The following is a 14578-nucleotide window of genomic DNA, read 5'->3' on the forward strand; positions in this document are numbered from 1 at the left end:
CTGGGTAAATTTACCTGTGCCCGATTAACGCGCCAGCCACTGCTGTCCCAGCAGGTCTGCCGTCAAAATAGCGGCATGTACGCTTTCAGGCGTCACCGGGAACGGCATATTGTGAATGGTTTCACCTTCTGCGCAGGTGGCTTTAGCCACGGCCATAATCTTGCCGTCAATGTCGTCTTTCACGCCCATTTCCGCTAACGTTACCGGCAGGCCCACTTTCTGACAGAAATTCAGCACGGTTTCGATCTCTTCCATCGGGCTGTTCTGCAGCACCAGCTGCGCCAGCGTACCAAAGGCGACTTTTTCACCGTGGTACAGATGGTGACACTCTTCCAGAATCGTAAAGCCGTTATGGATGGCATGTGCCCCCGCAAGGCCGCTGCTTTCAAAGCCGATACCGCTGAGGTAGGTGTTGGCTTCGACAATACGTTCCAGCGCATCGGTCACCACGCCAGCCTGGGCGGCTAAGCGTGCCTTTTCGCCTTCCGCCAGCAGGGTATCATAGCACAGGCGCGCCAGGCTCAGCGCCGCCACGGTGGACTGCCCGCCCGCCATGCTGGTCGCTCGGGCGTCATAACAGGCTTTCGCTTCAAACCAGGTAGAGAGCGCATCGCCCATCCCGGCCACCAGCAGACGTACCGGCGCTTTGGCAATAATTGCGGTATCCATCACCACCATATCCGGGTTTTTCGGGTAGATCAGATACTCTTCAAACTCACCCGCTTCGGTATAGATAACGGACAGCGCGCTGGTTGGCGCATCGGTAGATGCGATAGTTGGGATCACCACCACCGGCAGCTTCTGGTAATAACCAATCGCTTTGGCGGTATCTAACGTTTTCCCACCGCCAATCCCAACCACACCACGGCAACCGTGTTTTTTCAGAATGGCAATCAGGCGGTTAATTTCAACATGGCTGCATTCACCGTTGAAGCGTTCCGCGTGGCAGCTAATGTCATGGCTATGCAGACCATTGAGTACCTTCTCTCCCGCCAGCTTCATGACGAAGTCGTCCGCAATCACGAAAAAGCTGTCCGCCAGATTTTTAGCGTATTGACCAAATAAGGTAGAAGCGTCAGGACCCTGGAGATATTTGGCTGGAGATTGAATAACTTTTAGCATTCCTTTCATCCTCAAATAAGTACATGTTTTTACATGATGAGCCCTGGCGTTAACCCGTTTAGCCTGATGTTGACGGCGAAAGCGGACGTACCGGAGCGATGTAATAACTGTATGGCGAGGCGTGCACAAAAAAATCTTTCGTCATTTTGTTCTGATATGAAACAGATAAAAAAGGAACACGTTTCATATTGGAACACTTAACCACAAAAATAATAAGGTTTGCGATCCCGATCCGTTCCTTTACCGCGAAATCACCGTCCAACACGAAGATCAATTTCCCCAATAACGCGCCATCCTGCGTAAAAACCCGCAAAAAAGGCTGACAGCGCCGTGCAGCCTGCTCTGATCGCAGAAGAAAAAAGTCGAGCGAGTTCGCATTGTGCTGATTTCTCGCCTAATTAAGTTTCATTTCGGAACAAAAAACAGCAATCACGTTTCGTAATGAAACTCATTTTCGCGTTGTTTTTTTCCATGCTGACTTCGCCAGAATCTCTCTATCGCCTCCGCACCATGAACATGCATTCGGGGGTTTGTCTTACACTCAACCTCGAGGAGCCGTTATGTCTCAATTCTTTTTTAACCAACGCACCCAGCTTGTGAGCGACGTGATCGACGGTGCAATTATCACCAGCCCGTGGAATAACCTGGCGCGTCTGGAGAGCGATCCGGCCATTCGCGTCGTGGTTCGCCGCGACCTTAACAAAAATAACGTGGCGGTGATCTCCGGCGGCGGTTCAGGGCACGAACCCGCGCACGTTGGGTTTATCGGCAAAGGTATGCTGACTGCGGCGGTCTGCGGCGACGTGTTCGCCTCCCCGAGCGTGGATGCGGTACTGACCGCTATTCAGGCAGTGACCGGTGAGGCTGGCTGTCTGTTGATCGTGAAGAACTACACCGGTGACCGTCTTAACTTCGGTCTCGCCGCCGAGAAAGCGCGACGCCTGGGCTACAACGTTGAAATGCTGATAGTCGGTGACGACATCTCCCTGCCGGATAACAAACACCCACGCGGCATTGCGGGAACCATCCTGGTGCATAAAATCGCCGGCTATTTCGCTGAACGCGGCTACAACCTCGCCACCGTCCTGCGTGAAGCGCAATACGCAGCCAACAACACCTTCAGCCTGGGCGTCGCCCTCTCCAGCTGTCATCTGCCGCAAGAAACCGACGCCGCGCCGCGCCATCATCCGGGTCATGCTGAGCTGGGCATGGGCATTCACGGCGAGCCGGGGGCCTCGGTTATTGATACCCAAAACAGCGCGCAGGTGGTGAACCTGATGGTGGATAAACTGCTGACGGTCCTACCTGAAACCGGCAGAGTGGCGGTGATGATTAACAATCTTGGCGGCGTATCCGTTGCGGAAATGGCTATTATCACCCGCGAACTGGCCAGCAGTCCGCTATACCCACGCATCGACTGGCTAATTGGTCCGGCCTCGCTGGTCACCGCGCTGGATATGAAAGGATTCTCACTAACGGCCATCGTGCTGGAAGAGAGCATCGAAAAAGCGCTGCTGACCGAAGTGGAAACCAGCAACTGGCCGACTCCCGTCCCACCGCGTGAAATCAGCTACGCGCCATCATCCCAGCGCAGCGCGCACGTGGAATTCCAGCCCTCTGCCAACGCGCGGGTCGCTGAAATTGTGGAGCAGGTCACCGGAACGCTTTCCAATCTGGAAGCACATCTCAACGCGCTGGATGCCAAAGTCGGCGATGGCGATACGGGTTCAACCTTTGCCGCCGGCGCGCGTGAAATTGCCAGTCTGCTGCAGCGTCAGCAGCTTCCACTGGATGACCTTGCCACGCTGTTCGCGCTGATTGGCGAACGCCTGACCGTGGTGATGGGGGGTTCCAGCGGCGTGCTGATGTCTATTTTCTTTACCGCCGCCGGGCAGAAACTGGAACAGGGAGCTAACGTTGCCGAAGCGCTGAATGCGGGTCTGGAGCAGATGAAGTTCTACGGCGGCGCAGACGAAGGCGATCGCACCATGATAGATGCACTGCAACCCGCGCTGACCTCACTGCTGGCGCAGCCGGACAACCTGCATGCCGCTTTTGACGCCGCGCAAGCCGGGGCCGAACGAACCTGTTTGTCGAGCAAAGCCAATGCGGGTCGCGCATCGTATCTGAGCAGCGAAAGTTTGCTGGGTAATATGGATCCCGGGGCGCATGCCGTCGCAATGGTATTTAAAGCGCTGGCGGAGAGTGAGTTGGGTTAAGTGATAAATGCCTGATGCGCTTCGCGCATCAGGCAGAACGTTAACGATAAACGCGGAGGCCACCCTCGACGCCGCGGCTAAACAGTACCTGCCAAAGCTCAATATCTCTGGCGCGGAAAGCCCCAGCGCAGGCGCATAAATAGTAATTAAACATTCTTCTGAAGGTGGCGGAGTAACGTGAAGACAGCTCCGGCCATGCCTGATTAAAACGCTCATGCCAGGCCATCAGCGTTTTATCGTAATCGCTGCCAAAGTTATGCCAGTCTTCCATTACAAAGCGTGATTCGCTGGCCTCGGCAATATGCGATATCGACGGTAAGCAACCGTTCGGGAAAATGTATTTATTGATCCACGGATCGACGCTCATCCCCTTTTTGTTGCTGCCAATGGTATGCAGCAGGAACAGCCCGTCCGGTTTTAAACAACGGTCGGCGATGCTGAAATAGGTGTCGTAGTTTTTCGGCCCGACGTGTTCGAACATCCCCACGGAGACAATGCGATCGTAGTGTTTATCGAGGTCACGATAATCCTGCAGCAGAATATTAACGTCCAGCCCTTCACAGCGCTGTTGCGCCATTTTCTGCTGCTCTTTAGAGATAGTGACGCCTTCTACCGCCACGCCGTAATGACGCGCTGCATATTCCGCCAGTCCGCCCCAGCCACAACCGATATCGAGTAAACGCATACCCGGTTTGAGTTGTAGCTTCTCACAAATCATTTTTAATTTGGCATTTTGCGCATCGTCTAATGTGGTCGCGTCTTTCCAGTAACCACAGGAATATTGCATATGCGGATCCAGCATCAGCGCAAAAAGATCGTTCCCAATATCATAATGTTCTTTGCCGACAATCCACGCGCGGCTCCGCGACTGCAAATTAAACAGGCGAGCGCTGGCAATGCGTAAAATATCTTTCAGGTTGCCCGGCATTTGCTGGTCGAGTTTTGCTTTGAGAATTTTACAGAACAGAATATCGAGCCGCTCGCAGTCCCACCAGCCTTCCATATAGCTTTCGCCCAGCCCTAACGAGCCTTGTTGCAGTACCCGCTTAAAGAAACCGGCATGATGAAGTTGAATGTCCCAGGCACGAGAGCCATTAATCTGGATATCCGCTTGCGAAAGCAGCTCTTTCCCCATTCGGATCCAGTTATCATTTGTTTCATTGACGATGACAGCATCTGAACAAAGCGTGTTCATGGTATTTACCAAAGTGGGCTAAAAATCGTTACGCAAGATTATTATGGAAAACTGAATGTATGTATTATGATCTGCGGACAAGATCTATCGAATAGCGGACATATCACCGGGAGCATTGACGATTTATTTATGGAGACTCTCGCGCAAAAACAGTGGAATTCATTCCCCGATAACTCCATTACGGAGTTGCCGCAGGACGTGTACTTTCGTTCTTATGTCCTGGAAGCCAACCATCATGTTCCGCAGCATTCGCACTCTTTTATGCAGTTTCATTTCGCCCGTAAAGGCAGCATGCGAATTGATGTTGCCGGCAAATGCTGGATAATCCCGGCGCATTATGGCATCTGGATCCCCAATAATACCGAACATGCGGTCTGGGCACTGGATGATGTGCATTTAGAGAATCTGGATATTAAGCCGGGTTTTCTTGAAGAGAGCATTAATGAATGTAAAGTGGTGGCGATCAGTGATTTCGCCAGAGAGTTTATTCATTACGCCACCAATTTAATTTCGGGCCATTATGATAGCCAGTCAAAAGAGGGCAAGCTGGTTAGTGTTCTGGTCGATATTATTCTGCAGCTCCCGGAAGTCGCTTTTGTATTACCCTGGCCGCACGATCGCGAATTAACCAAAGTGTGCCGGACAATTCAGGAATCCCCGGCGCTGGAGCATTCGGTTGAATACTGGGCGCAGCATCTGGGCATGTCAGCCCGTACCTTTTCACGGCATTTCAAAAAAGAAACCGGATTGCCCTTCAGCGTCTGGAAGCAAAAAATGCGTATTCTGGAGTCCGTATTAATGCTGAAGAAAAATAAAAGCGTAACTGCCGTGGCGCTGGATGTGGGGTATTCCAGCACCGCGGCATTTAGCTACGCCTTTCGCCAGGCGTTTGGCGTGCCGCCATCGAATTACTGATTAACGGCGTTGATGCCAGTAAGCCGTTGCGCGCACCAGTTGCTGATCGAACGCCACGGTTTCAAAGCGGGCGCAGAGGTTTTTTACCACCCTGCCTTCGCCGGTAATCCAGATGAAATAATCGTCTGCGGGCACGTTCAGCCGCGATAAATGTTCGTTCACCGCCTGTTCGTCATGGCCGATAAACCACTGAATAGTAAACTCGTCGAGATGGGCAAAATAGTCCTGATACGCCGCATCCTGCACGCTTACCAGCGCCGTTACGTTCGGGCGTACCGCTAAACGGCTGAGCGACTCCAGGCGTCGGCGCAGCGCGGGCATTCCTGATTCATCACACACGTAAACCTGATACGCATAATCCTCTGGCACCACCAAAGAACCGCGCGGACCACCGATCGTCAGCTTGTCACCCTCGCGAGCATTCATTGCCCATGTGCTCGCCACGCCACCGTCATGAATATAAAAATCCAGCGCCAGCTCATGGCGCGCTTCGTCATACAACGGCGTGTAGTCACGGGAGAGCGGACGCACACCCTCGGCCCAGACAATGCCTTCATCGGTGACAACAGGCGGCACAAAATGGCTGCCCGGCTCCGGGAAAAAGACCTTGGTATGGTCATCAAAGCCGTGCGAGCTAAAACCGTCCAGCGCATCACCGCCCAGTACGATGCGCTGAAAACCCGCGCTAATACGTTCAACGCGCAGGACGGTAAGTTCACGGAAGCGCAGTTCATTGCGAACGCGCTGTGGGTAGCGTGAGGTGTTTTTTGTCATTTTTTCGCCTTCGTGAAGATAATACGATATATCTAAATTTATTTTTAAATGATAATGATTGCTAATCAGAAAGATTGCAAGCACTTTTTTGATATAGTCACCTTGTGATTACCAGCCATCACAGAACTTATAAAAATAGATAATAATCAATATATTAAAAAACATTTAATTTGTCGACTTGCGTAAAAACAACATTTAGATATAAATTAGATATATCTAAAACACATCAGGAGACGATGATGCAAAACCATCATGAAGGTTGCTGTAAACAGACAGAGCACCAACACGAAGGCTGCTGCAAGGGTGAAGGACATCACCACGAAAGCCGCCACAGTGAGCACCATGCAGGCTGCTGCAAAGGTGAAGAGCATCGCCACGCAGGCTGTCACCAGGAACATCACCACGAACAGGGTTGCGGACGCCGCCACGGTCGCGGCGGAGGTGGTGGTCGTCGCCAGCGCTTCTTCGGTCACGGCGAATTACGCCTGGTGATTCTGGATATCCTGACCCGCGACGCCAGCCACGGCTATGAACTGATTAAAGCGATTGAAACCTTGACCCAGGGTAACTACACCCCGAGCCCGGGCGTTATCTATCCGACGCTGGATCTGTTGCAGGATCAAGCCCTGATCGCCATCAGCGACGAGGAAGGTGGGCGTAAGCAGATTGCCATCACGACTCAAGGTCTGCAGTGGCTGGATGAGAACCGCGAACATCTGGAACATATCCACGAACGTATTAAAGCCCGCTGTGTGGGTTTTGAATTACGTAAAAACCCACAGATGAAACGCGCGCTGGAGAACTTCAAAGCTGTGCTGGACCTACGCGTCAATCATGGTGATACCAGCGAGGCGCAGATCAAAAAAATCATTGGTATTATCGATCGCGCCGCGCTGGACATTACTCAGTTAGATTAATCTGCGCAGCAGGCGGAACCCGTGTCCGGCGTTGCGCCTGCTGTGGTTAAGATTAATGCAGCACCGTGACCGCATCTTCCAGACGACCCGCGCGATGTTTCACCATCGCGGAAATCTGGGCACTCTCTTCAACCAGTTCAGCGTTTTTCTGCGTAATGCTGCTCAGTTCATTCACCGCACGAGTCAGGCTGGAAAGACCATCGGACTGTTCCAGCGTTGAGTGGCTGATTTGCGCGATCAGTTGAGTGACGTTTTGCACCTGCGCCACAATATCGTCCATCGTACGCCCCGCGGCGTGCACCTGATCGGAGCCGGACTGTACCTTATCGGCGCTGGCATCAATCAGCTTGCGGATATCATTGGCCGCGCTGGCGCTACGACTGGCAAGATGACGCACTTCTCCCGCCACCACCGCGAAACCTTTGCCCTGCTCGCCCGCCCTCGCGGCTTCAACGGCGGCGTTCAAGGCCAGAATATTGGTCTGGAAAGCAATATCGTTAATCAGCGTGGTAATGGTGCCGATCCGCTGAGTGCTGTTGGCAATATCATCCATGGTTTTGATGACGATATCCATCGCCTCGCCGCCGTGTGTTGCCGCGCTGCTGGCAGCAATCGAGAGTTTATCGGCCGCGGCGGCGGTCTCAGAGTTTTGTTTCACCGACGCCGCCATCTGATTCATGGTGGTCACCGTTTCCTGCACATTCTCCACGGTCTGCTGCGTATGCTTGTTCAAATCATCACTGCCTTTTGCCAGCGTTTCGCTGTCGCTGCGCACACAACTCACCTGGCTGGAGACATCATGGATGAGCCAACGGCACATTAACCCCAGTTGCCCCACCGCTCGCAGCATCAAACCCAGTTCATCACTGCGGTTAAGATGCGATACGCTGTTGCGCTCACCGGTCGCCACTTTCAACGCCTGACGAGCAACATTCTCGATGGGACGCACAATTTGCCATTCGAAAATAGCCGTCCCCAGCAGCATTACCAACGCACTCATCAACAGTAACGGCCATTCGGCGCCCATTTGCTGCAATGCGGTCGCCAGTACGGCAAACATCAATGCCATCACGCTGCGTACCCGCCAGCGAATAGGCAGTGCCGGGAGTTTACCCAGCCAGCCTTTGCGTACCACCAACCCTTTATGAATACGTCGGTTGCAACGTCCTTCATTCAGCGCTTTATATAAAGGCTCTACCGTCGCAATCTCTTCGTCAGTTGCCCGGGTACGAATCGACATGTACCCGGTCACTCGCCCTTCCCGCACCATCGGCACCGCGTTGGCCCTCACCCAGTAGTGATCGCCATTCTTACGCCGATTTTTCACAATGCCGCTCCATGGTTCACCCTGTTTAAGGGTGTACCACATATCCGCAAACGCCGCTTTTGGCATGTCCGGATGACGAACCAGGTTGTGCGGCTTATCGAGCAATTCATTCAGTTGATAGCCGCTGACCTGGACAAAGGTATCGTTCGCATGAGTGATATAGCTTTGTAAGTCGGTGGTGGACATGAGGGTGATATCATCATCCAGCGGTGTATTTTGCTGACTAACGTAGGGATGAGAAGACATGGTTGCGTCCTGTGCAGGTTATCTGGTTGTTAACTCTTTCGGCTTATGTTATTTCGGCGATAATCTTTTTATCTTTAGTTGTTAAATTTGATTTAGATCGCAATTTGCGATTAAACCTCAAAATCTGTACGCATTCTAATTCGTTGATTTAAAATACTTTCATTAAGTAACTATTCAATTACACGTCTTCCCCCGCACCGTGACAGTGCAAACATTGCCCATTTTTAGCGCAAATACGCGTTAATTCGATCTGTTTTCAGGTGCCAAATCTGGGCAAAATGCCAGCAAATGTTAAATGCTGGCATTAAATGTTGCGCAAATGAGATGTTTCCTGGTGTTTATCCCGATTTTTGCTAAGCGCGCCGGAATGGCGCAATCCCTGCAATACTTAAATCAGTATCATGTGATACGCCAGCTCCGGGAGCATATTTTGAACAGGTTACCTTCCAGCGCATCGGCCCTGGCCTGCAGCGCACACGCACTGAATCTCATCGAAAAGCGCACGCTTGATCATGAGGAAATGAAATCATTAAACCGAGAGGTGATTGAGTACTTTAAGGAGCATGTCAATCCGGGGTTCTTAGAGTATCGAAAATCTGTAACTGCAGGCGGGGATTACGGAGCCGTAGAGTGGCAAGCGGGAAGCCTGAATACGCTTGTCGACACCCAGGGACAGGAGTTTGTTGATTGCCTGGGTGGTTTTGGCATTTTCAACGTGGGGCACCGTAATCCAGTCGTGGTTTCCGCCGTACAGAATCAACTCGCGAAACAACCTCTGCACAGCCAGGAGTTACTTGACCCGTTGCGGGCCATGCTGGCAAAAACCCTCGCCGCACTGGCGCCAGGTAAGCTGAAATACAGTTTTTTCTGTAACAGCGGGACCGAGTCGGTTGAAGCCGCCCTGAAGCTGGCGAAAGCGTATCAATCGCCGCGCGGTAAATTTACATTTATCGCCACCAGCGGCGCATTCCATGGTAAATCCCTGGGCGCGCTGTCCGCCACGGCGAAATCCACCTTCCGTAAACCCTTTATGCCGTTGCTGCCGGGCTTCCGCCATGTGCCGTTTGGCGATATTAACGCGATGCGTACCATGCTCAGCGAATGTAAAAAGACCGGTGACGACGTCGCCGCCGTGATCCTCGAACCTATCCAGGGTGAAGGGGGCGTGATCCTGCCGCCGCAAGGGTATTTGACCGCCGTGCGTAAACTTTGCGATGAGTTTGGCGCGCTGATGATCCTTGACGAAGTGCAGACCGGCATGGGGCGTACCGGCAAAATGTTCGCCTGCGAGCACGAAAACGTGCAGCCCGACATTATGTGTCTGGCCAAAGCGTTGGGCGGCGGCGTGATGCCGATTGGCGCAACCATTGCCACCGAAGAGGTGTTCTCCGTCCTGTTCGATAATCCTTTCCTGCATACCACTACGTTTGGCGGCAACCCGCTCGCGTGTGCGGCGGCGCTGGCCACCATTAACGTTCTGCTGGAGCAAAATTTACCGGCTCAGGCAGAGCAGAAAGGCGATATGTTGCTGGATGGTTTCCGTCAACTGGCGCGGGAATACCCGGATCTGGTGCACGATGTACGCGGCAAAGGCATGTTGATGGCGATTGAGTTTGTCGATAATGAAATCGGCTATAACTTTGCCAGTGAGATGTTCCGCCAGCGGGTGTTGGTCGCCGGGACCCTGAACAATGCCAAGACGATCCGCATCGAACCGCCGCTAACGTTAACGATCGAGCAATGCGATCTGGTGTTGCGATCAACACGCAAAGCCCTGGCAGCATTACGGGTGAGCGTGGAGCAGATGTAATACCTGTCGGATGGCGCTGCGCGTATCCGGCCTACGAAAGCATGTCCTTTGTAGGCTCAGGCGTAGCCGCCATCCGGCAGAATCGTTCTCTGGCCCCATTCCTTTTTTGAATCCCATCACAATCACGGCATTCCCCTTTTCCCTTTTACGCTGCGACGGCTAAATTATTAACTCATCCGACCACATAACAATAATTTTACATACTGGACACCTTTATGAGCTATTCGTCGCTGTTCGCCCCGCTCGATTTAGGCTTCACCACGCTTAAAAACCGCGTGTTGATGGGTTCAATGCACACCGGGCTGGAAGAGTATCCCGATGGCGCCCAACGGCTGGCCGCGTTCTATGCCGAACGCGCGCGTCACGGCGTAGCTCTGATTGTGACCGGAGGCATTGCGCCAGCGTTATCCGGCGTGGGTATGGAAGGCGGCGCGGTGCTCAACGATACCAGCCAGCTCGCGCACCATCGTGTGATTACCGATGCCGTGCATAACGAAGGCGGCAAAATCGCACTGCAAATCCTGCATACCGGGCGTTACAGCTATCAGCCGCATCTGGTGGCGCCTTCCGCCATTCAGGCGCCCATAAACCGCTTTATGCCGCATGAACTGACGCACGATGAAGTTCTGCAACTGATTGAGGATTTTGCCCACTGCGCGCAGCTGGCGCGAGAAGCGGGCTACGATGGCGTGGAAGTGATGGGCTCGGAAGGGTATCTCATCAACGAATTCCTGACCCTGCGCACCAATCAGCGCGACGACGAATGGGGCGGTGGGTATGCCAACCGCATGCGTTTTGCCGTCGAGGTGGTGCGGGCAGTACGTCAGCGTGCCGGCAATGACTTTATTATTATCTTCCGCCTGTCGATGCTCGATCTGGTAGAAAACGGCGGCACCTTCGAAGAAACCGTCCAGTTGGCGCAGGCTGTAGAAGCCGCAGGCGCAACTATTATCAACACCGGTATTGGCTGGCACGAGGCGCGTATTCCCACCATCGCCACCCCGGTGCCGCGTGGCGCATTTAGCTGGGTGACGCGCAAGCTGAAAGGTCATGTGACGATCCCCCTGGTCACCACCAACCGCATTAACGATCCTAAAGTCGCCGATGACATTCTGGCCCGCGGCGATGCCGATATGGTGTCGATGGCCCGTCCGTTCCTCGCCGATGCCGAACTGCTGTCAAAAGCGCAAAGCGGACGGTCGGATGAGATCAATACCTGTATCGGTTGCAACCAGGCCTGCCTGGATCAGATCTTCGTCGGCAAAGTCACCTCTTGTCTGGTGAATCCACGCGCCTGCCATGAAACCAAAATGCCGATCGTTACAGCCACTGTGCCGAAAAATCTGGCGGTTGTCGGCGCGGGTCCTGCAGGTCTCGCGTTTGCCATTAATGCCGCCGCGCGCGGGCATCACGTAACGCTGTTTGACGCCCATAGCGAGATTGGCGGACAGTTTAATATCGCCAAACAGATCCCCGGCAAAGAAGAATTCTATGAAACCCTGCGCTACTACCGTCGGATGATCGACGTGACGGGCGTGACGCTAAGGCTGAACCACGTTGTCACCGCGCGCGATCTGGAAACTTTTGACGAGGCGATCCTCGCCAGCGGGATCGAACCACGGATGCCGCCGATCGAGGGGATCGATCATCCGAAAGTGTTGAGCTATCTTGACGTCCTGCGTGATAAAGCGCCGGTGGGTAAACGCGTCGCCATCATTGGTTGCGGCGGGATCGGTTTTGATACCGCCATGTATCTGAGCCAGCCTGGCAATCCCACCAGCCAGAACATCGCGGAGTTCTGTGTGGAATGGGGGATCGACACCAGCCTGCAACAGCCTGGCGGATTACGCCCGGAAGGTCCGCACTTATCCCGCAGTCCGCGTCAGATAGTGATGTTGCAGCGCAAGGCCAGCAAACCGGGGCAAGGTTTAGGTAAAACCACGGGCTGGATCCATCGTGCCACCCTGCTCTCACGCGGCGTGAAAATGATCCCGGCGGTCAGTTACCAGAAAATTGATGATGATGGATTACACGTCGTATTGAACGGCGAACCGGTAATCTTTAACGTGGATAACGTGGTGATTTGCGCCGGACAAGAGCCACGCCGTGAGCTGGTCGATCCTCTCCACGCGGCAGGTAAAACGGTGCATCTGATCGGCGGCTGCGATGTGGCGTTGGAACTGGATGCCCGCCGCGCTATCGCGCAAGGCACGAGGCTGGCACTGGAAATTTAACATCATGTCTTTCGTAGGCCGGATAAGGCGCTCACGCCTCCATCCGGCATCCGCGATTACCGACGACGACCTAATTTCACCGATTTGAGAATCACAAACTTATTATTGGTGGCGATGGTCTCGCAGTTGCCGAAAATCTTCTTCAGCTTGTGGAAGTAGTCGAGGTGACGGTTAGCCACGATATACAGCTCGCCGTTGATTTTCAGGCAGCGGCGGGCGTGGTGGAACATTTCCCACGCGATATTATCGGTCAACGCATGCTTCTGGTGGAACGGCGGGTTGCACAGCACGGCGTTAAAGCGGAACGGCTCAACCCCGGACAGCGCGTTGTTAATCATAAACTCACAGCGATCCAGCGCCTCAGGCATATTGCTTTCGACGTTCAGACGACTTGACGCCACCGCCATCGGCGATTCATCCACAAAAACCACGCTGGCTTGTGGGTTTTTCTCCAGCAATGTCAGGCCAATCACGCCATTCCCACAGCCGAGATCGACAATCTCCCCTTCAAGATTTGCAGGCAGGTGCTCAATAAAGAAGCGCGCGCCGATATCCAGTCCGGTACGAGAGAAAACGTTGGCGTGGTTATGGATAGTCCAGTCGGTACCTTCCAGCTTCCAGCTTAGCGTTTGCGAAGCAGCGGCAAGTTCAGGTTTGCTGAACGTACAGTTGATCAGACGGGCTTTTTTCCACGCCAGCGTCGTGGTGGTTGGACCCAACACCTTTTCAAACAGCTCCAGCGTTGAGGTATGAATGTCGCGTGCTTTCGCTCCGGCAATAATCCGCGTTTGCGGCGTCACCACTTCACGCAGCGCACGCAGCTGTTGCTCCAGCAGGGCCATGGTTTTAGGAATTTTAATCAGCACCACGCCCGGCGCCTGCGGATAGTCAGCGGTGCTGTCGAGAAACTTGACGCTCGACTCGGCAATATCGTTATGACGCAGATTCTCGCGCGTGGCCAACTCGCTTAAATAGGAGTCGCCAATGCTGTACGGCGTATGTTCCGCCAGCGCACAGCCCAGCGCGCCGAAGGTATCATTCAGGATCAGCACCGGGCCGCTAATCTCGGTATCGTCCAGCTGTTGCAGCAGATATTCATCCGCCGCTTCCCACGCCAGCAGCGGGTTAACGTCATCCGTTTCCGGGAAACGTTTAAGTGACAGCGAACGGAAACCGTTGTCTATGTGGCTCATCGGCCCTCCTGAATGGTAAAATTTCGGCGTATCCCTGAAAAGGGTGCGTGAGTATACACTTTTTATACTTTATATGGGGCAATAATGAGTCAGTTGACCTATCTGCAGGGCTACCCGGAGAACCTACTTGATCAGGTACGCACATTAATTGCCGAGCAACGTCTGGGAGCGGTATTAGATAAGCGCTATCCCGGCACGCATGACTTCGCGACCGACAAAGCGCTCTGGCAATATACGCAAGATCTGAAAAATCAGTTCCTGCGTAACGCCCCGCCGCTGAATAAGGTGATGTACGACAGCAAGATCCATGTTCTGAAGAATGCGCTGGGACTGCATACCGCCGTTTCTCGCGTGCAGGGAGGCAAGCTAAAAGCCAAAGCGGAGATCCGCGTGGCGACCGTTTTTCGCAATGCCCCGGAACCCTTCCTGCGAATGATCGTGGTCCATGAACTGGCGCATCTGAAAGAAAAAGAGCATAACAAAGCGTTTTACCAACTGTGCTGTCATATGGAACCTCAGTACCATCAACTGGAGTTCGATACCCGCCTGTGGTTAACGCAACAATCGTTAAAGCAAAGTGCGTAGTCGCGCACTGGCTTTGTCTTCAGGGCATGCTAAATTGACGA

Annotated in this window: 11 protein-coding genes; 6 read left to right on the forward strand and 5 right to left on the reverse strand. The window is 53.5% G+C overall.

From position 1 onward, the window contains the following. Positions 1–24 precede the first annotated feature (24 nt). Positions 25–1122, reverse strand: coding sequence for a glycerol dehydrogenase (locus tag OGV69_RS04030; RefSeq protein WP_007372185.1), 1098 nt, complete (start codon positions 1120–1122; stop codon positions 25–27). 560 nt (positions 1123–1682) lie between these two features. Between OGV69_RS04030 and OGV69_RS04035 the strand changes: the two genes are divergently transcribed. Further along, positions 1683–3341, forward strand: a complete 1659-nt coding sequence (locus OGV69_RS04035) for a glycerone kinase (protein WP_069324363.1) — start codon at positions 1683–1685, stop codon at positions 3339–3341. Positions 3342–3381: 40 nt separating this feature from the next. On the opposite strand, the gene cfa is transcribed toward OGV69_RS04035, so the two are convergent. Next, positions 3382–4536 carry a cyclopropane fatty acyl phospholipid synthase gene (gene cfa, locus OGV69_RS04040; RefSeq protein WP_069324364.1) on the reverse strand — a complete coding sequence of 385 codons (1155 nt, stop codon included), beginning with the start codon at positions 4534–4536 and terminating at the stop codon, positions 3382–3384. Between the two features lie 66 nt (positions 4537–4602). Here cfa and OGV69_RS04045 point away from each other — a divergent pair, with 66 nt between their 5' ends. Next, positions 4603–5451 (forward strand): helix-turn-helix domain-containing protein, encoded by an 849-nt coding sequence (locus OGV69_RS04045; protein ID WP_038634037.1) that lies wholly within the window; start codon positions 4603–4605, stop codon positions 5449–5451. Here the strand turns inward: OGV69_RS04045 and OGV69_RS04050 are convergent, their stop codons facing one another. Beyond that, positions 5452–6225 (reverse strand): siderophore-interacting protein, encoded by a 774-nt coding sequence (locus tag OGV69_RS04050; RefSeq protein WP_069324365.1) that lies wholly within the window; start codon positions 6223–6225, stop codon positions 5452–5454. Positions 6226–6461: 236 nt separating this feature from the next. Between OGV69_RS04050 and OGV69_RS04055 the strand changes: the two genes are divergently transcribed. Beyond that, positions 6462–7142: a PadR family transcriptional regulator gene (locus OGV69_RS04055; RefSeq protein WP_176722612.1), complete on the forward strand. Its 681-nt coding sequence runs from the start codon at positions 6462–6464 to the stop codon at positions 7140–7142. A 52-nt stretch (positions 7143–7194) separates the two neighbouring features. On the opposite strand, the gene OGV69_RS04060 is transcribed toward OGV69_RS04055, so the two are convergent. Further along, positions 7195–8715, reverse strand: a complete 1521-nt coding sequence (locus OGV69_RS04060; protein WP_038634042.1) for a methyl-accepting chemotaxis protein — start codon at positions 8713–8715, stop codon at positions 7195–7197. A gap of 430 nt (positions 8716–9145) precedes the next feature. Here OGV69_RS04060 and ygjG point away from each other — a divergent pair, with 430 nt between their 5' ends. Both ygjG and OGV69_RS04070 read left to right on the forward strand, forming a co-directional pair. Beyond that, entirely contained in the window at positions 9146–10525 is a 1380-nt protein-coding gene (gene ygjG / locus OGV69_RS04065) for a putrescine aminotransferase (RefSeq protein WP_167371260.1), read from the forward strand. A 215-nt stretch (positions 10526–10740) separates the two neighbouring features. Beyond that, positions 10741–12759 (forward strand): NADPH-dependent 2,4-dienoyl-CoA reductase, encoded by a 2019-nt coding sequence (locus OGV69_RS04070; RefSeq protein WP_069324368.1) that lies wholly within the window; start codon positions 10741–10743, stop codon positions 12757–12759. Between the two features lie 56 nt (positions 12760–12815). On the opposite strand, the gene rlmG is transcribed toward OGV69_RS04070, so the two are convergent. Further along, the gene (gene rlmG, locus OGV69_RS04075) at positions 12816–13952 is read right to left on the reverse strand and encodes a 23S rRNA (guanine(1835)-N(2))-methyltransferase RlmG (protein ID WP_069324369.1); all 1137 of its coding nucleotides are present in this window, start codon (positions 13950–13952) and stop codon (positions 12816–12818) included. 84 nt (positions 13953–14036) lie between these two features. Between rlmG and OGV69_RS04080 the strand changes: the two genes are divergently transcribed. Next, on the forward strand, positions 14037–14537 hold the full coding sequence (locus OGV69_RS04080) for a M48 metallopeptidase family protein (RefSeq protein WP_069324370.1): 501 nt from the start codon (positions 14037–14039) through the stop codon (positions 14535–14537). The last annotated feature ends 41 nt before the right edge of the window (positions 14538–14578 follow it).

This window comes from Citrobacter sp. Cc139, assembly GCF_030334645.1.
GTDB classification, from domain to species: Bacteria; Pseudomonadota; Gammaproteobacteria; order Enterobacterales; family Enterobacteriaceae; genus Citrobacter; species Citrobacter werkmanii.

Coding starts and splice junctions, on each gene's coding strand:
- OGV69_RS04030 (WP_007372185.1), bottom strand. CDS start 1,122: ATGCTAAAAGTTATTCAATCTCCAGCCAAATATCTCCAGGGTCCTGAC.
- OGV69_RS04035 (WP_069324363.1), top strand. CDS start 1,683: ATGTCTCAATTCTTTTTTAACCAACGCACCCAGCTTGTGAGCGACGTG.
- cfa (WP_069324364.1), bottom strand. CDS start 4,536: ATGAACACGCTTTGTTCAGATGCTGTCATCGTCAATGAAACAAATGAT.
- OGV69_RS04045 (WP_038634037.1), top strand. CDS start 4,603: ATGATCTGCGGACAAGATCTATCGAATAGCGGACATATCACCGGGAGC.
- OGV69_RS04050 (WP_069324365.1), bottom strand. CDS start 6,225: ATGACAAAAAACACCTCACGCTACCCACAGCGCGTTCGCAATGAACTG.
- OGV69_RS04055 (WP_176722612.1), top strand. CDS start 6,462: ATGATGCAAAACCATCATGAAGGTTGCTGTAAACAGACAGAGCACCAA.
- OGV69_RS04060 (WP_038634042.1), bottom strand. CDS start 8,715: ATGTCTTCTCATCCCTACGTTAGTCAGCAAAATACACCGCTGGATGAT.
- OGV69_RS04070 (WP_069324368.1), top strand. CDS start 10,741: ATGAGCTATTCGTCGCTGTTCGCCCCGCTCGATTTAGGCTTCACCACG.
- rlmG (WP_069324369.1), bottom strand. CDS start 13,952: ATGAGCCACATAGACAACGGTTTCCGTTCGCTGTCACTTAAACGTTTC.
- OGV69_RS04080 (WP_069324370.1), top strand. CDS start 14,037: ATGAGTCAGTTGACCTATCTGCAGGGCTACCCGGAGAACCTACTTGAT.